The following is a 25,640-nucleotide window of genomic DNA, read 5'->3' as shown; positions in this document are numbered from 1 at the left end:
CCTTCCGCGTCTCCCAGACGCGGAACCGCTCGCCCCTTGCCGCATCGTGTCGGCCGTCAACGATTTCTGGCACCTCGCGGTTGCGCGGTGGGAGTAACAAGTGTGGCGGGATTTGAATGGAATCGCTGATCACGGCCGCGGCGCGTGCGTTGGAGGCCGGCGATCCGCTCGGCGCGCTGAACCGCGTGGCGCTGCGCAACGACGCCCCCTCGCTCGCGCTGCGCGGCATCGCGATGGCGCAGCTCGGCGATCTCGCCAAGGCGAAGGCGCTGCTGCGCAGCGCCGCGCGCGCGTTCGGTCCGCGCGAGGCGGTGGCGCGGGCAAGATGCGTCGTGGCCGAGGCCGAGATTGCGCTGGTCTCGCGCGACCTGAGCTGGCCGGTGAAGGCGCTCGCGGCCGCGCGCGCAACGCTGCAACAGCACGGCGATCTCGCCAACGCCGCGCATGCGGGCCACATCGAGGCGCGGCGCCTGCTCCTCGTCGGACGCGTCGACGAGGCCGAGCGGACGCTGGCCGGCCTTGGCGCTCCCCCGCTTCCGCCTGCGTCTCAGGCCATCCGCGAACTCGTCGCCGCCGGCATCGCAATCAGGCGGCTCAAAACCAAGGACGCGCGCGCGGCGCTCGGCCGCGCGGCGCGCGCAGCGCGGCAGGCGAAGATCCCGGCGCTCCTGGCCGAGGTCGACAGCGCGAACCTCATCCTCGACACGCCGGCCGCCCGCCTGATCGCGGGCGGCAGCGAACACCCGTTGTTGCTGGGAGAGGTCGAAAGACTGGCGACCTCGACGGCGCTCGTCGTGGACACCTTCCATCACGTCGTGCGCCGGCAAGGCGTCGCCGTGTCGTTCGGGACCCGCCCGGTGCTGTTCGCGCTCGCGCGTCTCCTGGCCCAGGCCTGGCCTGCGGATGTCTCGCGAGAGATGCTGATATCAGGAGCGTTCCGGGCCAAGCACGCCGATGAATCGCATCGCGCGCGGCTGCGCGTCGAGATCGGGCGGCTTCGCACCAAGCTGAAACCGCTGGCCGAGATCAGCGCGACGAAGCAGGGTTTTGTGCTGGCGCCACGCAAGACGCGCGACATTCTCGTGCTGGCGCGGCCCGTCGAGGAGAAGCACGCGGCCGTCCTCGCCTTTCTCGCCGACGGCGAGCCGTGGTCGAGCTCGGCACTCGCGCTGGCGCTAGGAACCAGCGCGCGCACCGTGCAGCGGGCGCTCGACGAGCTGGCGCGATCGAACAAGGTGCAGTCGTTCGGACATGGACGGGCGCGGCGCTGGATGACCCCGCCTGTCCCGGGTTTCCCGACAGGCTTGTTACTCCCCACGCCGCTGCTGAGGACGTAAGGTCGCAGCACATTACAGGGACCATGCGCATGAAACGTTCAGCCGCCGAGATCGTCAGGGAGTACGGGCCGTTTGCGGGTGTCGAGGCCGTGCACGGCGTCACCTATGACGGCACCCATGTCTGGTTCGCATCCGGCGACAGATTGAATGCGATCGATCCCGCCAGCGGCAAGGTCGCGCGCACGATCGATGTCGCCGCGCATGCGGGAACGGCGTTTGACGGCCGCCACCTGTTCCAGATCGCCGAGGACCGCATCCAGAAGATCGATGCCGCGACCGGCAAGGTGCTCAGCACGATTCCCGCGCCCGGCGGCGGTGGCGATTCCGGCCTTGCCTGGGCGGAGGGCTCGCTCTGGGTCGGGCAATATCGCGAGCGCAAGATTCACCAAGTCGATCCCGAAACCGGCAAGGTTCTCCGCACTATCGAGAGCAAGCGCTTCGTCACCGGCGTCACCTGGGTCGACGGCGAGCTCTGGCACGGCACCTGGGAAGGCGAGGACAGCGACATCAGGCGGATCGATCCTGACACGGGCAAGGTGCTGGAGCAGCTCGACCTGCCCGCAGGCACCATGGTCTCGGGCCTTGAGTCCGACGGCGGGGATCGCTTCTACTGCGGTGGCGGAGATCGCGGCAATGTAAGGGCGGTCCGCCGTCCGCGGCGCGCCTAGGCCCGCGATGCGCGGCAACGGCGCGTTAGCAACCGTTAACACATTTGCCCCAATTCCACCCCATCGGTGCGCTCTAGCGCCCTCCTCGCCCGCCCTGTAAAATCCCCGCCGGGGCGGCTTGGGGGATTGATGCGTCTGACGTTGAACCTGAAGACTATCCTGATCGCCGCGGCGGTGCTCGCGGCGTCGTTCTTCATCAGCCTGAAGGCGATGGACTTCCTGTCGCCGCGCGCGACGAATTCGGCACCGCCGGTCGCGCAGCTGCCGCCGCTGCCGCCGGTCGCGAAGAGCTCGATCGTGGTGGCGCCGGTCGCGATCGCGCTGTCGGCGATCCGCGAGCAGGCCGAGCGAGCCGCGCCGCGCAATTTCGCCGGCAAGGCCGACAACCCGATCTCGCAGATCCTGGAGAACGCCGACATCGGCTGGTCCGCCGTGCGCGGCCCGATGGCGGCCACCGGCGACAAGGACGTGCTGACGATCTCGACGCCGCTCAGCGGCAAGCTGAACGTCACGGGCTCGCTGTCGTCCAAGGCCACCGGCGCACTCGGCGATGCGCTCGGCAGCGTGCTCGGCGGCGACGCGGCGAAACGGATCGGAGCGGTCAACATCAAGAATCTGAACGCCAGCGCCGAGATCAAGGGCAACGTGGTCGTCACCTCGCGCCCGAAGCTTGCCGCCGCCTGGCACCTCGAGCCCAATCTCGGCGCCCAGGTCAATCTCGGCGACACCAACCTCAACGTCTCCGGCGCCAAGGTCAACGTGCCCGCGCAGGTCAAGCCGCTGATCGACAAGACCGTCGGCGAGCAGATCAACGCCGTCTCCGAGCGCATCCGCAACGATCCCTCGCTGCGGGAGAATGCGAAGCTGCAATGGGCCAAGGCCTGCCGCTCGATCCCGCTGCAAGGCTCAGGCAGCTCGGCTGCGCTGCCGCCGCTCTGGCTCGAGATGAAGCCGACCCGCGCGATGGCGGCGCAGCCGCGCGTCGATGCGCAGAACGTGACGCTGCTGCTCGGCCTCGAGCTCGAGACGCGCGTCACATCTGCGCCGTCCAAGCCGGACTGCCCGTTCCCTGAAAAAATCTCGATCGTGCCGCCGACCGGCACGGGCGTGAACATCGGCGTGCCGATCGACGTGCCCTTCACCGAGATCAACAAGCTGATCGCGGCGCAGATGGTCGGCCACACCTATCCCGAGGACGGCTCCGGCCCGGTGGACGTCACGGTGAAGAGCGTCAACGTGATCCCGTCAGGCGAGCGCCTGCTGATCTCGCTGCTGGTCCGCGCCAAGGAAAAGAAGAGCTGGTTCGGCCTCGGCGCCGAGGCGACCGTGCACATCTGGGGCCGGCCGATGCTCGACCAGGCCCAGCAGACCTTGCGGCTCGCCGACATCGAGCTCGCGGTCGAATCCGAGGCGGCCTTCGGCCTGCTCGGCGCCGCCGCGCGCGCAGTGGTGCCGCAGATGCAGCAGGCGCTGGTGCAGAAGGCGACGCTCGATTTGAAGCCGATCGCCGCCAACGCGCGCGAGAAGATCGCAGCCGCGATCGCCGACTATCAGAAGAGCGAGGACGGCCTCAAGGTCGATGCCAAGATTGACAGCCTGACGCTTGCCGGCATCGCCTTCGATTCCAAGACGCTGCGCGTGGTCGCGGAGGCTGGTGGCTCGCTCAACGTGTACGTGACCAAGCTGTCGGGGATGTAGCGGGCCTTCGCACGCTCTCTCCTCGCTTGCGCGGCTGGCATTCTCGTCGCAGGATGCTAAGCTGTTTCACGCAACCTCGAACGAGGTGCTGGCAGCACTGTACCTGATTTGACGCGAGGATGAGATGGAAGCCGGCATGGTGACGCCTGCGCCGGCACTGGTGCGGTTTTCCGGCATTCAGAAGACCTATGATGGCGAGCACCTCGTGGTGAAGAACCTCGATCTCGACATCAAGAAGGGCGAGTTCCTGACCCTGCTCGGCCCGTCGGGCTCGGGCAAGACGACCACGCTGATGATGCTGGCTGGCTTCGAGGTTCCGACCCAGGGCGAGATCTACCTCGCGAACCGGCCGATCAAGAATGTGCCGCCCCACAAGCGCGACATCGGCATGGTGTTTCAGAACTATGCCCTGTTTCCGCACCTGACGATCGCGGAGAACATCGCCTTCCCGCTCTCCGTTCGCAAAACCGGCAAGGCCGAAGCGCAGGAACGCGTCGGCGCGGCGTTGCGCATGATCAAGATGGAAACGCTGGCGCAGCGGCGGCCCGGGCAGCTGTCCGGCGGTCAGCAGCAGCGCGTCGCGCTGGCCCGCGCGCTGGTCTTCAATCCGCAGCTCGTGCTGATGGACGAGCCGCTCGGCGCCCTGGACAAGCGCCTGCGCGAGCAGATGCAGCTCGAGATCAAGCAACTGCACGAGACGATGGGCATCACCGTCGTCTACGTCACCCACGACCAGAGCGAAGCGCTCACCATGTCGGACCGCATCGCCGTGTTCAACGACGGCATCGTGCAGCAGATCGACAGGCCCGACGCGCTGTATGAGCGTCCGGTGAACAGTTTTGTCGCCCACTTCATCGGCGAGAACAATGTGCTCGCCGGCACCGTCGAGACGATCGACAAGACCTATTGCCGCGTTGCGCTCGCTGGTGGCGGCGCCGTGACGGCACGCGCGGTCAACGTCTCAGGTGCGGGCGCATCGACCTCCCTGTCGGTGCGGCCGGAGCGGATCGCCATTGTCGCGGATGACGCCTCCAGCGACGGACCGAACCGACTGCCGGCCAGGGTGCAGAACACGATCTATCTCGGCGACCACGCGCTGGCCGTGCTCGATGTCTCGGGGAACGCCGAGTTCATGGTCAAGCTTCAGCCGGGCGCGCATGAGGGCCTGACACCCGGCGAAAACGTCTTCGTCACCTTCCGCCCGGAGGACTGCCTCGCCCTCGATCCCGTCTGATCCAGCGATCAAATACAACGCAACGCACATGAAGAAGGAACAAGGACCATGCTGAAGCGCAAGATTGGCAAGATTGCTCTGGGGTTCGCCGCGGCGTTCAGCGCCAGCGCTGCGCTGGCGACGGTCGCGCAGGCACGTGACCTCACCGTAGTGTCATGGGGCGGCGCGTATCAGGACGCGCAGAAGAAAGTCTATTTCGAGCCCTTCAAGAAGGCCGCTGGCATTGCCATGAACGACGAGTCCTGGGACGGCGGCGTCGGCGTGTTGCGCGCCAAGGTGCAGGGCGGCGCGGCCACCTGGGATGTCGTCCAGGTCGAGAGCGACGAGCTCGCGGTCGGCTGCGAGGAAGGCCTGTTCGAGAAGATGGATTATTCCAGGATCGGCGGCGAGGCCGCCTATATCCCGCCGTCGGTCAACGCTTGCGGCGTCGGCGCCATCCTCTACGATTTCGTGCTCGGCTACGACAAGGACAAGCTGAAGGACGCCCCGAGCGGCTGGGCAGACTTCTTCGACACCAAGAAGATCCCCGGTAAGCGCGCTTTGCGTCAGGGTCCCAAGACCACGCTTGAGATCGCGCTGATGGCCGACGGCGTCGCGCCGAAGGACGTCTACAAGGTGCTGGCGACCGACGAAGGCGTCGAGCGCGCCTTCAAGAAGCTCGACACCATCAAGGGCGACATCGTCTGGTGGAAGGCCGGCGCCCAGGCGCCGCAACTGCTTGCCTCCGGCGAGGTGGTGATGACCTCGGTCTACAATGGCCGCATCGACACCGCGAACAAGAACGAGAAGAAGAACTTCGGCATGGTGTGGGACGGCGCGCTCTTCACCCTCGACAGCTGGGTCATCCTGAAGGGCAGCCCGAACAAGGACGCCGCCTACAAGTTCCTGGATTTTGCCGGCAAGGCGGAGAACCAGTCGAAGCTGTCGGAGAACATCGCCTATGGCACCTCGAACAAGGACGCCGCCGGACGGCTTGCGCCCGCCGTCCTGAAGAACCTGCCGACGGCGCCTGACAACATCAAGAACGCGGTCGAGATCAACGTGGGCTTCTGGCTCGAGAACATCGACCGCCTGACCGAGCGCTTCAACAAATGGGCCGCGAAATAGCCCACCCTGCTAGGCTCGACCAATGACGGACGCGCCTCTGACCGGCGCCAATGCGTCGACCGAGGTGTCGCTCAAGCGCCGATTGCGGCGTGCGGAGCGGACACGTCAGGTCAAGGCATTGGCGCTGGTAGTGCCGCTTCTCGTCTTCTTGCTCTTCACTTTCGCCGGGCCCATCGCCGGCATGCTGTGGCGCGCGGTCGATGACCGCGAGGTGCGCCAGGTTCTGCCGCAAACCATCGCTGCTCTCGCCGACTGGGACGGCAAGGGCCTGCCTGACGAAAAGGCCTATGCGGCGCTGGCAAGCGACATCCAGGCAGCGCGCGCCGGCGGCACCATCGCCATTGCGGCCAAGCGACTCAATTATGCCCTGAACGGCTTTCGCACGATCCTGACAAGCACGGCACGCAATCTCAAAGCCGTGCCCGAGCCCGGCACTGCAAAGGAGACGCTGAGCAAGATCAACCCGGCCTGGCGCGAGCGCAGCACCTGGATGACGATCAAGGACGCCAGCGGCCCCGTGACCGGCTTCTACCTTCTGGCGGCGCTCGATCTGACGCGAAACGCGGACGGCGCGATCGTCGCGGCCCCACCGGATCAGGCGATCTATCGCGAGATTTTCGTCCGCACCTTCTTGATCAGCCTCGGTGTCACCGCACTCTGCCTGATCCTCGGCTTCCCGGTCGCATACCTCTTAGCGGTGCTGCCGCCGGGCCGGTCGAACCTGCTGATGATCTTCGTGCTGCTGCCGTTCTGGACGTCGCTTCTGGTCCGCACCTGCGCCTGGATCGTGCTGCTGCAGAGTAAGGGTGTCGTGAACGACAGCCTGCACTGGCTCGGCATCATCGACGAGCCGCTCCGCCTGATTTACAACCGCTTCGGCGTCTGCGTGGCCATGACTCACGTGCTGCTGCCGTTCATGATCCTGCCGCTCTACAGCAGCATGAAGGCGATCTCGCCCGCTTACATGCGGGCCGCCGCCTCGCTCGGCGCGGCGCCCCTCACCGCTTTCCTGCGGATCTATTTGCCGCAAACCCTGCCCGGTATCGGCGCGGGAAGCCTGCTCGTCTTCATCCTGGCGCTTGGCTACTACATCACGCCGGCCCTCGTCGGCGGTGCTGCCGATCAGATGATCAGCTATTTCATCGCGCTCTATACAACCGAGACGGCCAATTGGGGCCTTGCGTCGGCGTTGGGCGCGGTGCTGCTGCTCGCCACACTTCTGCTCGCGCTCGTCTACGGCAAGCTGGTGCAGGGCCAGCAGGTCACGGGAGGCATGAAGAATTGAGCGACAATCCTTCACTCCGCACACCCAGCCAGCGCATCGCATGGATCGCGACCATCGCCATCTCGACGATGGTGTTCATCTTCCTGATCGCGCCGATCCTCGCCATCATGCCGCTGTCCTTCAGTTCCAGCTCGTACCTCACTTATCCGCTGCCGGGCCTCTCCTTGCGCTGGTACGACGACTTCATCAATTCGCCGCGCTGGATGAATTCACTGAAGAACAGCATGATCATCGGCATCGCCTCGACGCTGCTGTCGATGGTGCTCGGCACGCTGGCAGCTCTTGGGCTCGCGCAGTGGAAGAGCCGGTTCAAGCCGCTGGTGCTGGCCTTCGTGCTGTCGCCGGTCGTTGTGCCCGGCGTCATCACCGCCGTCGGCCTGTACTTCTTCTTCGCGCCGATTGGCCTCACCGGCAGCTATCTCGGCCTGATCCTGGCCCACACTGCGCTGGCGACGCCTTTTGTGGTGATCACGGTCGGCGCGACGCTGCAGAGTTTCGACACCAACCTCGCGCGCGCCGCCGCCTCGCTCGGTGCCTCGCCGCTTCAAGCGTTCCGCCGCGTGATCCTGCCATTGATCCTGCCGGGGCTCGCGTCCGGCGCACTGTTCGCCTTCGCGACCAGTTTTGATGAAGTGGTGATCGTGCTGTTCATGGCGGGGCCCGAGCAGCGCACCCTGCCGCGCGAGATGTTCAGCGGCATCCGCGAAAACATCAGCCCGACCATCACGGCCGCGGCGGTGATCCTGACGACAGTCTCGATCATCCTCCTCGCCACCCTGGAGGGCCTTCGCCGGCGCAATGAACGGCTCAAGGGCAGTAATGCGTGATAACTGCTCCCTCTCCCCGCCTGCGGTAGGGCAATCGCATATGGATTTCACGAGGATTCCCTGCGGGCTTGCTCCGCCTCTCCCGCTTGCGGGAGAGGCCGACGCGCTCGCAGAGCGCGGCGGGTGAGGGCTCTTTCCTCTTGGGGATTATCCCGTTGCGGAGACACCCTCTCCCCAACCCTCTCCCGCAAGCGGGAGAGGGAGCCCAGTGCCGATGTCGCCGCATCGTGCAAGCCATATGCGATTGCCCTGCCGCCTGCGGGGAGAGGCGAAGGGAACACCGCTCGCCCCTTCTGATTTTGCATTCCGCTATGGCGCGCACCGCTTAGCTGCCGCGGCCATTTGTCGCTACAACGGTCCCGCAACAAAGCCCAAACAACAACGCTGAGGGAGAAACACCATGCAAAAACTCATCGCCGCCGTGGCGGCTGGTTTCGCGCTTGCCGCCACGTCCGGCGCGGCGCAGGCGCAGATTTCCGACGATGTGGTCAAGATCGGCGTGCTCACGGACATGTCGAGCCTCTATGCGGACGCGACCGGCAAGGGCTCGCTCGCCGCGGTCGAGATGGCGGTTGCCGATTACGGCGCCAAGGTCGCGGGCAAGCCCGTGCAGGTGGTCGCTGCCGATCACCAGAACAAGCCCGACGTCGGCGTCAACATCGCCCGCAACTGGTATGACAACGAGAAGGTCGACGCGATCTTCGATGTGCCGACCTCCTCGGTGGCGCTGCCGATCTCGGCGCTGACGCGCGAGAAGAACAAGATCAACATCAATTCCGGCGGCGGCTCCTCCGACATCACCGGCACCGCCTGCTCGCCCAACACCGTGCACTGGACCTACGACACCTATGCGCTGTCGAACGTCGCCGGAAAGGCGATGGTGAAGCGCGGCGAGGACACCTGGTTCTTCGTCACCGCCGACTACGCCTTCGGCATGGCGCTCGAGCGCGACGCCGCCAATGTCGTCAAGGAAAGCGGCGGCAAGGTGCTCGGCGACGTTCGCCATCCGCTCAACTCCTCGGACTTCTCCTCCTTCCTGCTCCAGGCCCAGGCCTCCAAGGCCAAGGTGGTCGCACTCGCCAATGCCGGCGGCGACACCACCAATGCGCTGAAGCAGGCGGCCGAGTTCGGCCTGACCCAGGGCGGCCAGAAGATGATCGCGCTGCTCCAGGAGATCACCGACACGCATTCGCTCGGCATCAAGGCGACGCAGGGCCTGATCGTCACCGACGCCTTCTACTGGGACATGAACGAGGAGACGCGCGCCTTCTCAAAACGCTTCAACGAGAAGGTCGGGCACATGCCGACCATGATCCAGGCGGGGCTCTATTCGGCGACCATGCACTATCTGAAGGCGATCGACGCCATCAAGACCGACGAGGCGCCGAAGGTGATGGAGCAGATGCGCAAGACGCCGGTGAACGACTTCTTCGCCAAGAACGGCAAGATCCGCATCGACGGCCGCATGGTCCACGACATGTATCTGTTCGAGGTCAAGAAGCCCGAGGACTCCAAGGGCGAGTGGGACCTCTACAAGCCGATCGCCACCGTGCCCGGCGACGAGGCCTTCCGCCCGCTCGACAAGGGCGGCTGCCCGCTGGTGACGCACTGAGGCCGGTGGTTGCCGTCATTGCGAGCGAAGCGAAGCAATCCAGAAATGCATCTGCGAAGATAGCTCTGGATTGCTTCGTCGCTTCGCTCCTCGCAATGACAAAAAAGACACGACAGCACGCCCGGTGAAAACCAGGCGCGCTTCGTTCAGCCGCTCAGAGCCGCATTACTCCGAGTACTTGAATTCGGGCATGTTCTTCAGCTCGTCCTTGCTCGCATTAAACACGGCGTGGTCCGGATACCACTTCGACGTGGACGACGTCGTGGTCGCCGCAGGCTTGTCGGTGCCGGTCGCAGCGCCGGTCGTCGTGGTCGCGGCGGGCTTGGCGCCCGGGTTCGTGCTGGCGCCGGTGTAGGCCACGGCCTCGCTGGCGAACTTCAACTTCTCATAGGGCACGGCGACCAGATGCTCGCCCATGCCGAGGAAGCCGCCGACGCCGATCACGGCGATCTTGATGGCGCCGCTCTTGTCCATCAGGAGATCGTTGATCGAGCCGATGTTCTCGTTGGCGTCGTTGTAGACCTTCAGGCCCGACATCTTCGAGGCGCGCCATTCACCCGATGCAGTCGTGGTCGTGGCGGTGGCCGCAGGGGCCGCCTTGTCGGTGGTGGCGGTCGGCGATTGCGCGAACGCAACGGTTGCGAGCAGAGCCGTGCCGGCAAGGCCGGCGGCGATCGATTTCATCAGCATGTTGTCCTCTCCTTCCACAGAAAACTTGTGCGGAGAAAACAGCGCTACTCACGCGCAGTTCCTTACACGCGGCAATTTCGTCGCGCGATGCGCACGCGAAAACGACGAGAATTGTTCCTGCGTCACCCAGGAACATTTTGCGGCGCACGGTTCCCCGCCGACGATCATGCGCCCTGGGTGAAGCACGAACCGCGGCGGGGAACGCGCCGACCTGCGTCGCTCAGGTCAGCTCTTGTAGTCGATCAGAAGCGCGGAGAAATCCAAATTGCTGGATGAGCTGCCGTTGGCGGCATAGGACGATGTCGACGATTGCGACTGCTGGAGCGCCTCGAGGAATTGCTGGAGGATCTCTGCGGTGGTGTCGTCGGTCGACGTGCCGCTGGTCGAATCCGTCGACGACGCAGAATCCGAAGAGCCGTCGTCCGACGGCGGCGGACCGGGCGGCGGCCCGCCCGCGCCGCGAGCGCCCCCAGGCCCCTTGGCGAAGGCGGATTGAAAGACGTTCTTCAATTCGTCGGCCTGGTCCGAGGTCAGCGTGCCGTTCGACACCTCGCCCGAGATGAGGTCGTCGATCTTCGATTGCATCTCGTCCTTGGAGGGACGCGTGCCGCTCGCCTGGTCGCTCGACCGGCTCTGCTGGAGCGCCGTGTCGATGTCGGTCAGCGCCGTCGACAGCGCGGACTGGTCCGACGACGAGATCGTGCCGGCGGAGACTTCCGATTGCAATTCCTGCTGCAGCCGCTGCAACGGCGACTGGTGGTTACCGGCGGGGGCCGCCGAAATCGAGCTCATGATGGCTCCGTGGGTTTTGCTGGGTTTCGTACGCGACGGCGCCACGGTATGGTTAACGGGCTTAACGAGACCTTGCCGCAGCGCTGCCCGGTCGTGTCCTGGCGTTGCGGCAGGAGCCTCAGAAATGATCTGAAACAAAAATCTTCGCCTTTTGGCCCGAATCTTGGACAAACAAAGCGCATGGCCGTTCCCAATCCCAACATCCTGGTCGTCGAGGACGACCGCGAAACCCGGACGTTGATTGCGAAGTACCTGCGCAGCAACGCCTGCAACGTCACCGCCGTAAGCGATGGCCGCGAGATGTCGCGCGCCATGGCCAATCACCGCGTCGACCTCATCATCCTCGATGTCATGCTGCCCGGCGAGGACGGCCTCAGCCTCTGCCGCAAGGTGCGCTCGGAGACGCAGACGCCGATCATCATGCTGACCGCGCGCGGCGAGGACGTCGATCGCATCGTCGGCCTCGAGATGGGCGCGGACGATTATCTGCCGAAGCCGTTCAACCCGCGCGAGCTGCTCGCCCGCATCAACGCGGTGCTGCGCCGCCAGGCCGCGGCGCAAACGGCAAGCTCGATCGAAGGCACCTCCACGCTCGCCTTCGAAGGCTGGCGCATCGATCTGCGCCTGCGCGAGCTGCGCAATCCGCAAGGTGCGCGCGTCGCGGTGACCAGCGCCGAGTTCGATCTGCTCCGCACCTTCTGCGAACGCCCCGGCCGCGTGCTGTCGCGCGACAGCCTGCTCGACCTCACGCAGGGGCGCAACACCGGCTCGTTCGAGCGCTCCATCGACGTGCTGGTGAGCCGCATCCGCCGCAAGATCGAGCCCAACCCGGCAGATCCCACCATCATCAAGACGGTGCGATCCGGCGGCTATCTGTTCACGCCGAGGACTGAAGCGGCAAACACTGAAGCGGTTGCGGCGCCCGTGAGCGGTTGAGAAGGACGCCGACGATGAAGCCGTTCGGATTCTTCCACCTCAGGGGTATCGGCGGGCAGATCGCCGCGCTGGTGCTGGCTTCGACCGTCGCACTGCATCTCGTCGTCACCACCGCCTTCCTGATGAGCCGGCCGGACCGCCCGGACGCGCCGCCGGACGGGGCGCATCAGCTGACCGACGCCGCGTTGCTGCTCGGCGCGGCCGAGCCCGACGAGCGGCCGCGCCTCCTCACCGATCTCGCGCGCGCCTTCCCCAAGCTCGGCCTCGACATGCTGGCGCCCGGCACGGCAGCCGTCGTCGAGCAGAGCGAAGGCCCGCACCTGCGCGGCCTGCGCCGTCACCTTGGCCGCGGCTACAAGGTGATGCGGCTCTCGCCCGACGACGCCCACCGCATCGGCGTGCAATTGCCGGACGGCACCATGATCGCCGGCCGGGTCGAGAACGGTCCGCGGCCGTGGTTCTGGGGCGCGCCGTGGCTGATGACGCTGATGACCGCCTTCATCTGCGTCACCGTGCTCGGCCTGTGGGCCGCGCGCGCGCTGGCCGCACCGCTGTCATCCTTCGCCAGGGCCGCGGAGAATTTCAGCCTGGACGGCGCCGCCGAGCCGCTGCCCGAGCGCGGGCCGGAGGAGATCCGCTCCGTGGCGCGCGCGCTCAACCGCATGCATGAGCGGATCGCGCGGCTGATGTCGGATCGCACGCGGATGCTGGCCGCGATCAGCCACGATCTGCGCACGCCGATCACGCGGCTGCGCCTGCGCGCCGAGTTCATCGAGGACGAAACCAATCGCAAGCGCATGCTGATCGATCTCGACCAGATGCGTTCGATGCTGGAGTCCGTGCTCTCACTCCTGCGCAACGACCGCAAGGTCGAGGCGGTGACCCTGGTCGACATCGCCAGCACGCTCCAGCTCATCGCCGACCAGTTCGGCGACATGGGCCATGTCGTGCACTATGACGGCCCGGCGTCCGCGACCGCCGCCGCGCGGCCCGACGATTTGCATCGCGGCGTCACCAACCTGGTCGAGAACGCCGTGCGCTTCGGCGCCGAGGTCACGATCCGCCTCGATGCATCCTCCACCACGCTCGTCATCGACGTCGAAGATGACGGCCCCGGCATTTCGGACGCGCGCAAGCAGGAGATGCTGGAGCCGTTCGTGCGCGGCGACGACGCGCGCACCATGGACGACTCCACCGGCTTCGGCCTCGGCCTGTCGATCGCGCGCGCGATCGCGATCGCCCATGGCGGCGAGCTCTCGCTGCACGACCGCGAGCCGCACGGCCTGATCGTGCGGATGCAATTGCCGATCTGGCAAGCGCCGCGGCTGGCGGCTTAGGGCACACTTCCTTCACCTCTCTCAAGCGGGGAGAGGTGAGGACAATGCGATCCGCAGCGATGCGCCTCAGGCCGCGAGTGGCGGATGCTCGACGGCCGTCTCGTCGAAGATCGCCACCGCCTCGAAGCGATATCCGCAGGCGTGGCAATTCCAGAGATAGGAGACGCGCCCCTCGCCTGGCTCGATCCAGTCCGGCTGGGGGATTGGCGTGCCGCACTGGGCACAGGGGTTCTGTCTGGGAACGTCGCCGATATGTGCCTTGTTTGATTTTGTCATGGCACCCTCCCACTTCGCAGGCGTCTTCATACTCGCTTTCGCTAGCCCATGCGAATAGACAGGCGTGCTGTCGCGAGCCGGGGGTCGTTCGCCCCACGCGTCACCTAGGCCAGCTTTGCGTCATCACGGCGGCTCGGCACCGCAAAATCGTGCGCGGCGGCGTTTGGTCACATGATCGCCGCGTTCCGGGGGCCTAACCACGCTGGGTGCAGGTCACTTGTTAGACCCAAGGAATATCTCATGAAGATTTTACGCATTGCCGCGCTGCTCGCGGCCGGATTCATGGTGCCGCAAGCCGCATTCGCGGGCGAAGCCGACTATGCCGAGATGGTTGCGATGCATGCGCGCGCCAACGGCATACCGGAGGCGCTCGTGCACCGCGTCATCATGCGCGAAAGCCGCTACCAGCCCGGCCTCGTCGGCCGCGGCGGCACCATCGGCCTGATGCAGATCAAGCTCGCGACCGCCCGCGGGCTCGGCTACACCGGCGATGCCGCCGGCCTGCGCGATCCCAACACCAATCTTACCTATGCGGTGAAATACCTCGCCGGCGCCTATCACGCCGCCAATGGCGACCACGCGCGAGCCGTGCGTTATTTCGCGGGCGGCTATTACTACGTTGCAAAGCGGCAGCGTCAGGAACAGCAGCAGGCGATGGTGCGAGAGGCCAGCAACCAGACCTGGCTCGAGCCCAACGGCAATCCGCAGCCGATGTTCGCCACCGCGCCGCACAGGAAGCTCGCGCAAGGCGTCCGCAATGCGCGAGCTCAGGTTCCCGCGCAGTAATCACCGTCATGGCCGGGCATAGCCGTCCGAAGGACGGCGTCGCTTCCGCTCGCCTATGACCCGGCCATCCACGTCTTTGCATCCGCGCCCAAGAACGTGGATGCCCGGGACAAGCCCGGGCATGACGACCGTTAACGCGTTGACACCAGCTCCCACTGGCATACATTAGAGCCGTTCCGAGGGGTGCTCCGAGGAGGAGCTGAGATACCGCTAAATGGGCAATACCGCCCAGGACCGCGGTGACCCTTTGAACCTGATCCGGGTCATGCCGGCGAAGGGACAGGGATGTTGCAGACGACCAAGCGATCGGATTCACCGGTATCCATTATCGGCGCAGGCATTGCCGGCGCCTGGCAGGCGCTGTTGTTCGCGCAGGCCGGCCACGCCGTGACCTTACACGAGCGCGGTGACGCGGCGATGACCGAATCCACCAGCCACTGGGCCGGCGGCATGCTGGCGCCATGGTGCGAGGCCGAGGTCGCCGAACCCATCATCTCCAGGCTCGGCCAGCGCTCCCTCGACATCTGGCGCCGCGAGCTGCCCGACACGCCCTTCAACGGCTCCCTCGTCGTCGCCCATCCGCGTGAGCGCAACGATTTCGAGCGCTTTGCCCGCATGACCGAGGGCCACCGCCGGCTCGATGCCGCCGCGCTCGCCGAGCTCGAGCCGTCGCTGCAAGGCCGTTTTCGCGATGCGCTGTTCTTCCCGGCCGAGGGCCATGTCGAGCCGCGCCGCGTGCTGCCGAAACTGCACGCGCGCATCAAAGCTGCCGGCGGCACCATCAAGTTCGACAGCGACGTCAGCGCCAAGGATCTCGCAAGCCTTGATCCTAAAGGCATCGTGATCGACTGCCGCGGCCTTGCCGCGCGCGAAGAAGAGCCCGAGCTGCGCGGCGTCAAGGGCGAGATGATCCTGATCGAGACCGGCGAGGTGCAGCTGGCGCGCCCGGTGCGCCTGATCCATCCGCGCTGGCCGCTCTACGTGATCCCGCGCGAGGACAATCTGTTCATGCTCGGCGCCACCTCGATCGAGGCCGAGGACACCGGCGTCAGCGTCCGCTCCGCGCTGGAGCTCTTGGGCGCCGCCTATGCCGTGCATCCAGCCTTCGGCGAAGCCCGCATCGTCGAATTCGGCTCGGGCCTTCGCCCCGCTTTTCCCGACAATCTCCCCCGCATCGGCATTCGCGGCGAAGAGATCAGCGTCAACGGACTTTACCGCCACGGCTTCCTGATCGCGCCGGCGCTCGCCGAGCTGACGCTCGCTTACGTCGAGCGCGGCCAGATCGACAATGAGGTGATGCAATGCGCGTGATCGTCAACGGCGAGCAGCGCGAGGTGAACGCGGCCAGCGTCGATGCGCTGCTCTCCGAGCTCGACTACGAGGGCACGCATTTCGCCATCGCGCTGAACTACGACGTCGTGCCGAAGAGCCGCTGGGCCGAAACCGCGCTCAATGCCGGCGACGAGATCGAGATCATCACGCCGCGGCAGGGAGGGTGATGGGATGAAGCGCCCACCACACACTCCGCTGTCATCGCCCGGCTTGACCGGGCGATCCAGTACGCCGCGGCATCACGGTTCTAGCCGCATTGCCGCGGCGTACTGGATCCCCGCCTTCGCGGGGATGACAGCTGCATTTAGGGAGACACCCAAGCCATGGTGACCTTCTACGGCAAATCCTTCGCCTCGCGCCTCCTCATCGGCAGCGCGCTCTATCCCTCGCCGGCGATCATGCAGGCGGCGATCCGCGCGTCGGGCTCGAACATCGTCACGGTGTCGCTGCGCCGCGAATCCGCCGGCGGCAAGACTGGGGACGCGTTCTGGAAGCTGATCCGCGAGCTCGACGTGACAGTGCTGCCGAACACCGCCGGCTGCCGCAGCGTGCGCGAAGCGGTGACCACGGCAAAGCTCGCGCGTGAATTGTTCGGCACAAGCTGGATCAAGCTCGAGGTGATCGCCGACAACGACACGCTGCAGCCCGACGTCGTCGGCCTCGTCGAAGCCGCGACTATCCTGATCAAGGACGGCTTCGAGGTGTTCCCCTATTGCACCGAGGACCTTTCGGTCGCGAACCGCCTGGTCGATGCCGGCTGCAAGGTCGTGATGCCGTGGGCCGCTCCGATCGGCAGCGCCAAGGGCATCACCAACCGCGATGCGCTCAAGCTGCTGCGCGAGCGCCTGCCCGACATCACGCTCGTGGTCGATGCCGGCTTAGGGGCGCCCTCGCATGCGGCCGCAGCGCTCGAGCTCGGCTATGACGCCGTGCTGCTCAACACCGCCATCGCAAAAGCCGCCGATCCCGTCGCGATGGCGAACGCCTTCCGCCTCGGCTGTGATGCCGGCCGCACCGCTTTTGAAGCCGGGCTGATGAATGCCCGCGACTTCGCCTCCCCTTCCACCCCTGTCGTTGGGACCCCGTTCTGGCATGCCGTATCCTGATCGCTTCTATCCCGTCGTCGACAGCCTCAAATGGGTCGAGCGGCTGACAAAACTCGGCGTCGGCACCATCCAGCTGCGCGCGAAAGAGCTGAACGATGCCGAGGCGCTCCAGATCGTCACCGACGCGCTGGCGATCACTGAGGGCACGCAGGCCAAGCTGGTCGTGAACGACTACTGGCGCGCGGCAATCGTCGCCGGCGCAAAATACCTGCATCTCGGCCAGGAGGATCTGGCGGATGCCGACCTCAAGGCGATCCGCGAGGCGGGCCTGTCGCTCGGAATCTCCACTCATGACGACGCCGAGCTTGCGATCGCGCTCGAAGCCAAGCCCGATTACGTCGCGCTCGGCCCGATCTTCTTCACCACACTCAAATCGATGCGCTTCGAGCCGCAGGGCATTCCAAAGATCACGGAATGGAAGAAGCGCATCGGCAACATCCCGCTGGTCGCAATCGGCGGCATCAAGTTCGAGCACGCCGCGGAGATCTTTGCCGCCGGCGCGGATTCCATCGCCGTGGTGTCCGACGTCACCCAGAACGCCGACCCGGATGCCCGCGTGCGGCAGTGGCTCGGCCAGAAGGAGGCGGCATGATGCGCACGCCCGCTCCACACCCTCAACTGTCATCGCCCGGCTTGACCGGGCGATCCAGTACGCCGCGGCCTCTCGACTCTAGCCGCACCGCCTCGGAATACTGGATCCCCGCTTTCGCGGGGATGACAGCGGAATTTGTCGCTCGCGCAGCGACGCCAACGAACTGAATTAAGGAGGATCCCATGAACATCCGCTCCAATCCCGACAAGACCGTCCCCGCCGTCACCACCGGCCCCCTTCCCTCCTCGCGAAAAATCTTCGCCTCCCCGGATGCAGCACCGGAAATCCGCGTGCCCTTGCGCGAGATCATCCTCTCCGAAGGCGCGGGCGAGCCGAACCTGCCGGTCTACGACACCTCGGGCCCCTACACCGACCCGTCCGTGACCATCGACGTCAACGCCGGCCTTGCGCGCAACCGCAAGCAGTGGGTGCTGGAGCGCGGCGGCGTCGAGGAATATGAGGGCCGCCAGATCAAGCCGGAGGACAATGGCAGCGTCTCCACCGACAAGGCCGCGCGCGCCTTCTCGGCCTATCACAAGCCGCTGCGCGGCCTCGACGGCCACAAGATCACACAGCTCGAATTCGCCCGCGCCGGCATCGTCACCAAGGAGATGATCTACGTCGCGGCGCGCGAGAACCTCGGCCGCAAGCAGCAGCTCGAGCGCGCGGAGGCAGCGCTCGCCGACGGCGAGAGCTTTGGCGCCGCGGTGCCCGCCTTCATCACGCCGGAGTTCGTGCGCGACGAGATCGCGCGCGGCCGCGCCATCATCCCCTCCAACATCAATCACTCCGAGCTCGAGCCGATGATCATCGGCCGCAACTTCCTCACCAAGATCAACGCCAATATCGGCAACTCGGCCGTGACCTCGTCGGTCGAGGAAGAGGTCGAGAAGATGGTGTGGGCGATCCGCTGGGGCGCCGACACCGTGATGGACCTCTCGACGGGCCGCAACATCCACACCACGCGCGAGTGGATTTTGCGCAACTCGCCGGTGCCGATCGGCACCGTGCCGATCTACCAGGCGCTGGAGAAATGCAACGGCGACCCGGTGGCGCTCACCTGGGAGCTCTACAAGGACACGCTGATCGAGCAGTGCGAGCAGGGCGTCGACTATTTCACCATCCATGCCGGCGTGCGCCTGCAATACATCCACCTCACCGCCAACCGCGTCACCGGCATCGTCAGCCGCGGCGGCTCGATCATGGCGAAGTGGTGCCTCGCGCATCACAAGGAGAGCTTCCTCTACACGCATTTCGACGAGATCTGCGACCTCATGCGCAAATATGACGTCTCGTTCTCGCTTGGCGACGGCCTGCGCCCGGGCTCGATCGCCGACGCCAACGACCGCGCGCAATTTGCCGAGCTCGAAACGCTCGGCGAGCTGACCAAGATCGCGTGGGACAAGGGCTGCCAGGTCATGATCGAAGGCCCCGGCCACGTGCCGATGCACAAGATCAAGATCAACATGGACAAGCAGCTCAAGGAGTGCGGCGAGGCGCCGTTCTACACGCTTGGACCGCTGACCACCGACATCGCGCCGGGCTATGACCACATCACCTCAGGCATCGGCGCTGCCATGATCGGCTGGTTCGGCTGCGCCATGCTCTGCTACGTCACGCCGAAGGAGCATCTCGGCCTGCCCGACCGCAATGACGTCAAGACCGGCGTCATCACCTACAAGATCGCCGCTCATGCCGCCGACCTCGCCAAAGGCCACCCCGCCGCGCAACTGCGCGACGACGCCCTCTCCCGCGCGCGGTTCGAATTCCGCTGGACCGACCAGTTCAACCTCGGCCTCGATCCGGACACGGCGAAAAACTTCCACGACGAGACCCTGCCGAAGGAAGCCCACAAGGTCGCCCATTTCTGCTCGATGTGCGGCCCGAAATTCTGCTCGATGAAGATCACGCAGGACGTGCGGGATTATGCGGCGACGCTGAATGATCCGAACAGCGTGGGCATGTCGATCAGCGGCACCGCCGAGGACGGCATGGCGAAGATGAGCGCGAAGTTCAAGGAGATGGGGAGCAGCGTGTATCTGGACGCGGAGAAGGTGAAGGAGAGTAATCGGGTGCTGTAATCTCTCTGCTCGTTATGCGCGGGCTTACTCGAGCGTCTATAAGAAACGAGAAGCCGGGCGAAAGCTCGGCTTCTTTATGAGTAGTATCCACCTACACAGCTTACGAATTTGAGCGAAGACCAACGTCACCATCGCAACGAAGCTTTGAAATCTTGTTGAGCACCATCGCTGAGCCATTACTAATTCGATGAGACGATGATGGGAGAACGCAATAGTGCAGCCAGCCGTTAAGCGCCTTACTCAAATCGGCCCGTTGCCGAGTTCGAGCGCTGCCACCGCGTCGGTACTGCGGGAGCTGGAGACTTTGCTCGGCGAAGTGCAAACACCGATTACGGATGATGAGGCAAGGGCTTTGGTGCGACTGTTTGGGCCAGATGACTGTTTCGGCCTTGCTTGGTCGTTGCTTCACTTGATCGAAACGTCTCCTGGCTGGCCAATTGAAGGTGCGCTCCATGGCCTAAACGGCGAATGGATCAAGAGGCTGGCAGAGCGCAGCCCGTAGCCCGGATGAGCGAAGCGACATCCGGGATTGACAGCGGCCCCGCATGTCGCTGACGCTCATGCGGGCTACAATCCCAGAGTTGGTCGATTTGCCCGTTCCCACCCCCCACCGCCTCCCCGACCAGCTCCGCCCCAACCTCCGCCTCGTCTTCGTCGGCACCGCTGCCTCGACGCGCTCGGCTGAGCTCGGGCACTACTACGCCCATCCCGGCAACCGCTTCTGGCGGGCGATCCATGAGGCCGGGATCACGCCGCGGCGCTATCAGCCGGGCGAGTTCGCAGCGCTGATCGAGCTCGGGATCGGCTTCACCGATCTCTCCAAGTCGGGGGCCGGGATGGATCACCAGATCGCGGCTGAGACGATCGACGTGCCGGGGTTCAGGGCGAAGATGGAAAAGTACCGGCCGCGGACGATTGCGTTCACGAGCAAGAAGGCGGCGAGCTTGTTCTATGGCAGGCCGTCAGCTGCGATTGCGCTGGGGCGGCAGGTGCGCGATGCAAGCCTGCCGGAGATTTTTGTGCTGCCCTCGCCATCTGGTGCGGCGTCGGGCCATTGGACGATCGAGCCGTGGCGGGAGCTGGCGGCGTGGATCAGTGCGTAGCTCCGTAGGGTGGGCAAAGGCGCGTCAGCGCCGTGCCCACGATTTCTTCGTGAGTCCCGGCAGCGCGTGGGCACAGCGCGCGAAGGGCGCGCCTTTGCCCACCCTACGGCACCGGGGCTTCCTCACCCCGCATACGCCTTGTCCAGCTCCGCGATCACGATCTTCCGCATCCCCATCATGGCCTGCATGACGCGGTTCGCCCTGGTGCGGTCGGGATCGCCGAGGTAGCGGCCGAGCGCGGTCGGGATCACCTGCCAGGACAGGCCGAACTTGTCCTTGAGCCAGCCGCACCTGGACTCCTCGCCACCGTCGGCGGTGAGCGCTTCCCAAAAATAGTCGACCTCGCCTTGCGTCTCCACGCTGATGAAGAACGACACCGCCTCGTTGAAGCGGTATCGCGGCCCGCCGTTGAGCGCGTGGAAGCGCTGGCCTTCGAGCTCGAACACCGCCATGAAGTCGCTGACGGTCTCGATCTTTGCGTTGGGAAACACCGATTTGTAGAACGCGACGGCCTCGGGGACGTTGTTGTCGAACCAGAGGAACGGCGTGATGGAGGTCATGAGCGGGGCTCCTTTCGGCACGGGGGCGGGGCTTCCCAAGGACGCGGCAGGGAGCGGCGTCCCGACATGGAGAAGCGGGATTTTTTTGGCAGTTCGTAGGATGGGTAGAGCGCAGCGAAACCCATCAATCGGAGCGAAACGGCAGGCGCGGCGGTTCGATGGCGCCGTGATGAAGTAGGTGATGGGTTTCGCTTCGCTCTACCCATCCTACGCGGAAAACCGGATAGCTTGTCGGAAACCGCCCCGCTCGTTCGTCCTCTGGATCCAAGATGCAGCCACCCAGGAGACCGCCAATGCCTCCCACCATCACCGCCTTCGAAAACTCGCCCGACCGCGGCCGGGGACAGGCGCGCGACATGCGGGTGCGCTGGGCGCTGGAGGAAGTCGGGCAGCCCTACGACGTCCGCCTGGTTTCGTTCGAGCAGATGAAAGAGCCCGCGCACCTTGCGCGGCATCCGTTCGGGCAGATTCCGACTTATGAGGACGGCGACCTCGCCTTGTTCGAGTCCGGCGCGATCGTGCTGCACATCGCCGAGCATCATGCCGGGCTGCTGCCGGTCGAGCCGAATGCGCGGGCGCGCGCGATCGCGTGGATGTTTGCCGCGCTGAACACGATGGAGCCGCCGATCGTCGAGCTCGGCATGGCGATGCTGTTCGAGCGCGACAAGAGCTGGTACGAGGCGCGCCTGCCCATGCTCAGGGATCGCGTCCGTGTCAGGCTCGGCGAACTGTCCCGCCGTCTCGGCGGCGCAGAGTGGCTCGACGGCGCCTTCAGCGCCGGCGATCTCATGATGGTGACCGTGCTGCGACGGCTGAACACATCGGGGCTGCTGGAGGAATATCCTGACATCGCCGCCTATGTCGCCCGCGGTGAAGCGCGGCCGGCGTTCCGACGCGCGTTCGATGCGCAGCTGGCGGTGTTCACCGCGGCGTCGCGTTCGTAGGGTGGGTTAGACGCGCGGCTGTGCAAAGCGCAGGCCGCGCGGCGTAACCCACCGCTTCTGTCGCCCCGAAGAGGTGGGTTACGCCTTGCACCGTTCCGTGTTGAGCGACCGAGTTCGTGAACGGCTAACCCACCCTACCAGGGCCGCGAACGCGGCATCTGTTCGGTTCGCTCCCATTGCATCCGTCTCGGCGCCCCTGCATGCTGGCCCCGCCATCACAGGGGAGCCGCCGCATGCTGACCCTCTACTCCTACCCGGAACTGTTCGGTGTCGCCGACAACAACGGCTACGGCCTCAAGGTCTACGCCTTCCTCAAGCTCGCGGGCGTTCCGTTCGTGCACGAGCACATCTTCGATGCCTCCGCGGCGCCGCGCGGGCAGCTGCCTTACATCGTCGACGACGGCGAGACCATCGGCGACAGCGAGACCATCATCGCGCATGCGATCGCGAAATATCGCCTGACCATCGATGCGGCGCTGTCAGCAGAGCAGCGACGAACCAATCACCTCGTCACGCGCATGCTGGACGATCTCTACTGGGTGATGTCCTATTCGCGCTGGAAGGACGAGCGCTTCTATCCCACGTTCCGCGACGGCTTCATCGCGCAGCATCCGCAGATCAACGCGGAAGGGTTCGAGAAGGCCAAGGCCTACAACGCGCAGCGCTATCATTTCCAGGGCATCGGCCGCTACACGCCCGAACAGGCTTACGCGCGGGGCCTCGCCGATCTGCAGGTGCTGGCCGAGATCGTGCCCGCGAACGGTTTCGTGCACGGCGCAGCGCCGACCAGCGTCGATGCCGGCATCTACGGCTTTGTCGCCAACATCTATTACTTCCCGATCCCGACGCCGCTGAAGGCGTTCGTCGATGCGCACAAAAATCTCGTCGCGCATTGCGAGCGGGTTCATGCGATGGTGAGCGCGTAGTCCGCGGTCTCGTAGGGTGGGCAAAGCGAAGCGTGCCCACGACCTGTATCCATCACGAGCGAATGGTGGGCACGGCGCTATGCGCCTTTGCCCACCCTACGGAACGAGTCAGACGGCACTGCCTTCTACCGCATCGTGATCGCGAGCCCGCTGAGATCCGCATTCGCCATCAGGCCGACTTGCGTGCCGCTCAGCTCCAGCACCGCGCCCTTCTGGTTGGTCAGCACGATGGCGCGGGCGCCGCGGCCGACGGCGAGGCCGGCGCCGGCAGCGCCATAGACGCCGGCGACGTCGGAGGGGCGGTTGATGTTGGAGACGCGGCCGCGCAGCACGGTCTTGGAGCCGCCGAAGACGAGGCCGTAATCGAGCCCGCCGGTCGAGAGCGAATAGGCACGGCCGCGGAAGTTGAGCACGCCGGAGCCGCCCGAGCCGCCGATGATCCAGCCCGCCTTGTAGATCGTCAGCACCACGGTGCCGCCGTCGGCCCGTGCGGCGGTCGAGAGGCCGGCAAGCGCGGCAATGGCGACCAGCGCGGCGCGGAAGGTGGATGCGATCTTCATGCAGAATCTCCGGGGACTATTTTTCAAGGGGGAAAGCGAATCAGACGCGACGAATCTATCCGATCGATCGCGGCGGCAACATGATGTGGTGGGCGCGAGACGCGAGGTGCAGCAGCACACTCCACTGTCATCGCCCGGTTCAACCGGGCGATCCAGTATTCCAGAGAGGTTGGTGATTGAACCGAGAGGCCGCGGCGTACTGGATGCCCCGGTCAAGCCGGGGCATGACAGCGGAGTTTGGGGGCCGCAGCATCGACTGCTGCCATCATCCCATTCTGCTCCTGTTTTGCCCGACGGAGCAAGCGATAATTTCGATCTTCCCGAATTTTGAAAAAGCATCAATGATTTCTGCTCGAAGTCTACTGTGCATGGGGTTGTTTTCGAATTTTGTTCTTGCCCCCTCGCCCAACGCCGATTGCAACTCCCCCGCATGTCGCTACGCTCATGCGCCCACATGTCCCCGAGGTGACCCATGCCGATCCAGCATTTCGCGCCCCCGCCGCACGTCAAGGCGCCGCCGCTGTCATTTGCGACGCGCGTCGGTGACCTCCTGTTCGTCTCCGGCATTCCCGGCTTCGATGCCCACGGCGCGCTGCCCGAGGGCTTCGATGCGCAGTTCGCCAATGTCGTCGTCAACATCCGCCGCGTACTCGACGAGGCCGGCGCGACGTTCCGCGACCTCGTCAAGGTCAACGTGCTACTGACCCGCGCTTCCGATGTCGCCGCGATGAATGCGCTCTATGCAGGCAGCTTCGGCCCGCCGCCCTACCCGGCGCGCACCACCTGCGTGGTGCACGCCCTGCCCGATCCGAAGATGCTGATCGAGATCGAGGCGGTGGCTTCGCTGGCGAAGTGAGCCGGGCCTAAGCGCGTGTGGCTTGGCGGGTACGCGGCCGAACCAAGTGCGCCGCTGCGTCTGACATGTCCGTGAACGGCCGCTCTCCCCGGCTTGCAAAGGACCTGCTTTTACCGCACGAACTTTCCGCTCACCCTTCCCCACAAGGAGATAACTTCATGCGTCGCGTTCTCGCCCTCTGTGCCGTTGCCGGCATCGCTAGTTCCGTGTTCGCCGTGCCGGCGTCGGCGAAGGTCGGCTATTACGTGATCCGCTGGGACAACACCGGCATCTGCCAGGTCTGGAACGAGGACCTGAAGTACAAGCCGTTCCAGTTTGGGGCGTCGACCTACAAGGTCGTCAGCAAGCCGCTCCCGACTTTCACCGAGGCCTCCGATCTCCAGATCAAGCTGCGCGGGGAGCGCCGCTGCACGCTGTAAGCCTCACGCGACAGATCGCGTTCGGAAGGGCGGATCGCAGCAGGCGGTCCGCCCTTTTGCTTTGCCGGCGCCCTCGCTTTTTTCAGGCGAAATTAGGCGTTTCCCGCGCGCACGCTTTGAACCTACCGCGCGAATGGAACTACTCACATCTTGTCCGGGGCGCCTGCCTGAAAGCGTCCCGCGCCACCTCCTCCCGTCATTGTCGGGAGGCGCATCACATCTTTCATTTGAGGAGCTATCATGCGTCGTATTTCCATGCTGTGCGCTGCCGCGGGTCTTGCCGTCACGGCCTTCGTCGCCGCGAGCCCTGCCGAAGCCAGCTATCACCTGATCCGCTGGCAGGACACCGGCTTCTGCCAGATCTGGGACGAGAGCATCCCGACCACGCCGTGGCCGGCCGGCTATCACCGCGCCAGCCAGACCGTGCCGACCTTCGTCGATGCGCTGATGCTGAAGGACCATGCGCTCCAGGCCGGTCACTGCACCTGGTAAGATTCGATCTGCGGACGACAAGGGCCGGGCAAGGATGCGATGCTAGCATCCTTGCCCGCTCGCGTTTCTATTCTTCGGATTTCG

The 25,640-nt window shown here is 65.4% G+C and carries 27 protein-coding genes and 1 riboswitch; of the genes, 22 read left to right on the top strand and 5 right to left on the bottom strand.

All coding sequences use genetic code 11. The annotated features are described in order from the left end of the window. The first annotated feature begins 116 nt into the window (after positions 1–116). The 8 genes from AAFG16_RS11575 to AAFG16_RS11540 all read left to right on the top strand — a co-directional run bounded on the left by AAFG16_RS11575 (position 117) and on the right by AAFG16_RS11540 (position 9,768). On the top strand, positions 117–1,337 hold the full coding sequence (locus tag AAFG16_RS11575; RefSeq protein ID WP_342739203.1) for a helix-turn-helix domain-containing protein: 1,221 nt from the start codon (positions 117–119) through the stop codon (positions 1,335–1,337). Between the two features lie 29 nt (positions 1,338–1,366). Next, a complete protein-coding gene (locus AAFG16_RS11570) occupies positions 1,367–2,005 on the top strand; it encodes a PQQ-binding-like beta-propeller repeat protein (RefSeq protein ID WP_342739202.1) in 639 nt (212 codons plus the stop codon). A gap of 129 nt (positions 2,006–2,134) precedes the next feature. Beyond that, complete coding sequence (locus AAFG16_RS11565) at positions 2,135–3,703, top strand: DUF4403 family protein (protein WP_342739201.1); 1,569 nt, start codon at positions 2,135–2,137, stop codon at positions 3,701–3,703. A 124-nt stretch (positions 3,704–3,827) separates the two neighbouring features. Further along, on the top strand, positions 3,828–4,937 hold the full coding sequence (locus AAFG16_RS11560) for an ABC transporter ATP-binding protein (protein ID WP_342739200.1): 1,110 nt from the start codon (positions 3,828–3,830) through the stop codon (positions 4,935–4,937). A 48-nt stretch (positions 4,938–4,985) separates the two neighbouring features. After that, positions 4,986–6,044 (top strand): ABC transporter substrate-binding protein, encoded by a 1,059-nt coding sequence (locus AAFG16_RS11555; RefSeq protein ID WP_342739199.1) that lies wholly within the window; start codon positions 4,986–4,988, stop codon positions 6,042–6,044. A 22-nt stretch (positions 6,045–6,066) separates the two neighbouring features. Next, positions 6,067–7,329: an ABC transporter permease gene (locus AAFG16_RS11550; RefSeq protein WP_342739198.1), complete on the top strand. Its 1,263-nt coding sequence runs from the start codon at positions 6,067–6,069 to the stop codon at positions 7,327–7,329. Then, positions 7,326–8,156, top strand: a complete 831-nt coding sequence (locus AAFG16_RS11545; protein WP_342739197.1) for an ABC transporter permease — start codon at positions 7,326–7,328, stop codon at positions 8,154–8,156. The genes AAFG16_RS11550 and AAFG16_RS11545 overlap by 4 nt, the downstream gene beginning before the upstream one ends. A 400-nt stretch (positions 8,157–8,556) precedes the next feature. Further along, complete coding sequence (locus AAFG16_RS11540) at positions 8,557–9,768, top strand: ABC transporter substrate-binding protein (RefSeq protein ID WP_342739196.1); 1,212 nt, start codon at positions 8,557–8,559, stop codon at positions 9,766–9,768. Between the two features lie 165 nt (positions 9,769–9,933). Here the strand turns inward: AAFG16_RS11540 and AAFG16_RS11535 are convergent, their stop codons facing one another. Together AAFG16_RS11535 and AAFG16_RS11530 are read right to left on the bottom strand one after the other, a co-directional pair. Then, the gene (locus AAFG16_RS11535) at positions 9,934–10,458 is read right to left on the bottom strand and encodes a PRC-barrel domain-containing protein (RefSeq protein ID WP_283084651.1); all 525 of its coding nucleotides are present in this window, start codon (positions 10,456–10,458) and stop codon (positions 9,934–9,936) included. Between the two features lie 225 nt (positions 10,459–10,683). Next, a complete protein-coding gene (locus AAFG16_RS11530) occupies positions 10,684–11,250 on the bottom strand; it encodes a hypothetical protein (protein WP_342739195.1) in 567 nt (188 codons plus the stop codon). Between the two features lie 180 nt (positions 11,251–11,430). Here AAFG16_RS11530 and AAFG16_RS11525 point away from each other — a divergent pair, with 180 nt between their 5' ends. Both AAFG16_RS11525 and AAFG16_RS11520 read left to right on the top strand, forming a co-directional pair. Continuing rightward, complete coding sequence (locus tag AAFG16_RS11525; RefSeq protein ID WP_342739194.1) at positions 11,431–12,186, top strand: response regulator; 756 nt, start codon at positions 11,431–11,433, stop codon at positions 12,184–12,186. A 14-nt stretch (positions 12,187–12,200) separates the two neighbouring features. Continuing rightward, the gene (locus AAFG16_RS11520; RefSeq protein ID WP_342739193.1) at positions 12,201–13,523 is read left to right on the top strand and encodes an ATP-binding protein; all 1,323 of its coding nucleotides are present in this window, start codon (positions 12,201–12,203) and stop codon (positions 13,521–13,523) included. A gap of 66 nt (positions 13,524–13,589) precedes the next feature. Here AAFG16_RS11520 and AAFG16_RS11515 read toward each other — a convergent pair whose 3' ends face one another. Next, positions 13,590–13,799, bottom strand: a complete 210-nt coding sequence (locus AAFG16_RS11515; RefSeq protein WP_342739192.1) for a hypothetical protein — start codon at positions 13,797–13,799, stop codon at positions 13,590–13,592. Between the two features lie 240 nt (positions 13,800–14,039). Between AAFG16_RS11515 and AAFG16_RS11510 the strand changes: the two genes are divergently transcribed. From AAFG16_RS11510 to AAFG16_RS11480, 7 genes are all read left to right on the top strand, one after another. Beyond that, a complete protein-coding gene (locus AAFG16_RS11510; RefSeq protein WP_342739191.1) occupies positions 14,040–14,585 on the top strand; it encodes a lytic transglycosylase domain-containing protein in 546 nt (181 codons plus the stop codon). 169 nt (positions 14,586–14,754) lie between these two features. Next, positions 14,755–14,883: riboswitch (TPP riboswitch) on the top strand. After that, the gene (locus AAFG16_RS11505) at positions 14,871–15,896 is read left to right on the top strand and encodes an FAD-dependent oxidoreductase (protein WP_342739190.1); all 1,026 of its coding nucleotides are present in this window, start codon (positions 14,871–14,873) and stop codon (positions 15,894–15,896) included. Its footprint overlaps the riboswitch before it by 13 nt. Continuing rightward, on the top strand, positions 15,887–16,084 hold the full coding sequence (thiS, locus tag AAFG16_RS11500) for a sulfur carrier protein ThiS (RefSeq protein ID WP_283084644.1): 198 nt from the start codon (positions 15,887–15,889) through the stop codon (positions 16,082–16,084). The genes AAFG16_RS11505 and thiS overlap by 10 nt, the downstream gene beginning before the upstream one ends. Before the next feature lie 156 nt (positions 16,085–16,240). Next, complete coding sequence (locus tag AAFG16_RS11495; protein ID WP_027560690.1) at positions 16,241–17,023, top strand: thiazole synthase; 783 nt, start codon at positions 16,241–16,243, stop codon at positions 17,021–17,023. Next, positions 17,010–17,615, top strand: coding sequence for a thiamine phosphate synthase (locus tag AAFG16_RS11490; RefSeq protein WP_342739189.1), 606 nt, complete (start codon positions 17,010–17,012; stop codon positions 17,613–17,615). Before AAFG16_RS11495 ends, AAFG16_RS11490 begins: the two co-directional genes overlap by 14 nt. Positions 17,616–17,797: 182 nt before the next feature. Continuing rightward, on the top strand, positions 17,798–19,696 hold the full coding sequence (gene thiC, locus AAFG16_RS11485; RefSeq protein ID WP_342739188.1) for a phosphomethylpyrimidine synthase ThiC: 1,899 nt from the start codon (positions 17,798–17,800) through the stop codon (positions 19,694–19,696). A 590-nt stretch (positions 19,697–20,286) separates the two neighbouring features. After that, positions 20,287–20,799, top strand: a complete 513-nt coding sequence (locus AAFG16_RS11480) for a mismatch-specific DNA-glycosylase (RefSeq protein ID WP_342739187.1) — start codon at positions 20,287–20,289, stop codon at positions 20,797–20,799. A gap of 122 nt (positions 20,800–20,921) precedes the next feature. On the opposite strand, the gene AAFG16_RS11475 is transcribed toward AAFG16_RS11480, so the two are convergent. After that, a complete protein-coding gene (locus AAFG16_RS11475; RefSeq protein WP_342739186.1) occupies positions 20,922–21,359 on the bottom strand; it encodes a VOC family protein in 438 nt (145 codons plus the stop codon). A gap of 293 nt (positions 21,360–21,652) precedes the next feature. Between AAFG16_RS11475 and AAFG16_RS11470 the strand changes: the two genes are divergently transcribed. Together AAFG16_RS11470 and AAFG16_RS11465 are read left to right on the top strand one after the other, a co-directional pair. After that, positions 21,653–22,303, top strand: coding sequence for a glutathione S-transferase family protein (locus AAFG16_RS11470; RefSeq protein ID WP_342739185.1), 651 nt, complete (start codon positions 21,653–21,655; stop codon positions 22,301–22,303). 233 nt (positions 22,304–22,536) lie between these two features. After that, the gene (locus AAFG16_RS11465) at positions 22,537–23,229 is read left to right on the top strand and encodes a glutathione S-transferase family protein (protein ID WP_342739184.1); all 693 of its coding nucleotides are present in this window, start codon (positions 22,537–22,539) and stop codon (positions 23,227–23,229) included. 125 nt (positions 23,230–23,354) lie between these two features. Here AAFG16_RS11465 and AAFG16_RS11460 read toward each other — a convergent pair whose 3' ends face one another. Continuing rightward, positions 23,355–23,789, bottom strand: a complete 435-nt coding sequence (locus AAFG16_RS11460) for a hypothetical protein (RefSeq protein WP_342739183.1) — start codon at positions 23,787–23,789, stop codon at positions 23,355–23,357. A gap of 472 nt (positions 23,790–24,261) precedes the next feature. On the opposite strand from AAFG16_RS11460, the gene AAFG16_RS11455 reads away from it, so the two are divergent. From AAFG16_RS11455 to AAFG16_RS11445, 3 genes are all read left to right on the top strand, one after another. Further along, a complete protein-coding gene (locus AAFG16_RS11455; protein WP_342739182.1) occupies positions 24,262–24,645 on the top strand; it encodes a RidA family protein in 384 nt (127 codons plus the stop codon). 158 nt (positions 24,646–24,803) lie between these two features. Next, positions 24,804–25,064 carry a hypothetical protein gene (locus AAFG16_RS11450; RefSeq protein ID WP_283084634.1) on the top strand — a complete coding sequence of 87 codons (261 nt, stop codon included), beginning with the start codon at positions 24,804–24,806 and terminating at the stop codon, positions 25,062–25,064. Positions 25,065–25,304: 240 nt separating this feature from the next. After that, complete coding sequence (locus AAFG16_RS11445) at positions 25,305–25,556, top strand: hypothetical protein (RefSeq protein ID WP_342739181.1); 252 nt, start codon at positions 25,305–25,307, stop codon at positions 25,554–25,556. The last annotated feature ends 84 nt before the right edge of the window (positions 25,557–25,640 follow it).

The organism is Bradyrhizobium sp. B117 (assembly GCF_038969555.1).
Lineage (GTDB): Bacteria > Pseudomonadota > Alphaproteobacteria > Rhizobiales > Xanthobacteraceae > Bradyrhizobium.
Note: the sequence above shows the minus strand (reverse complement) of the source record. Positions and strands in the feature narration are given on the sequence as shown.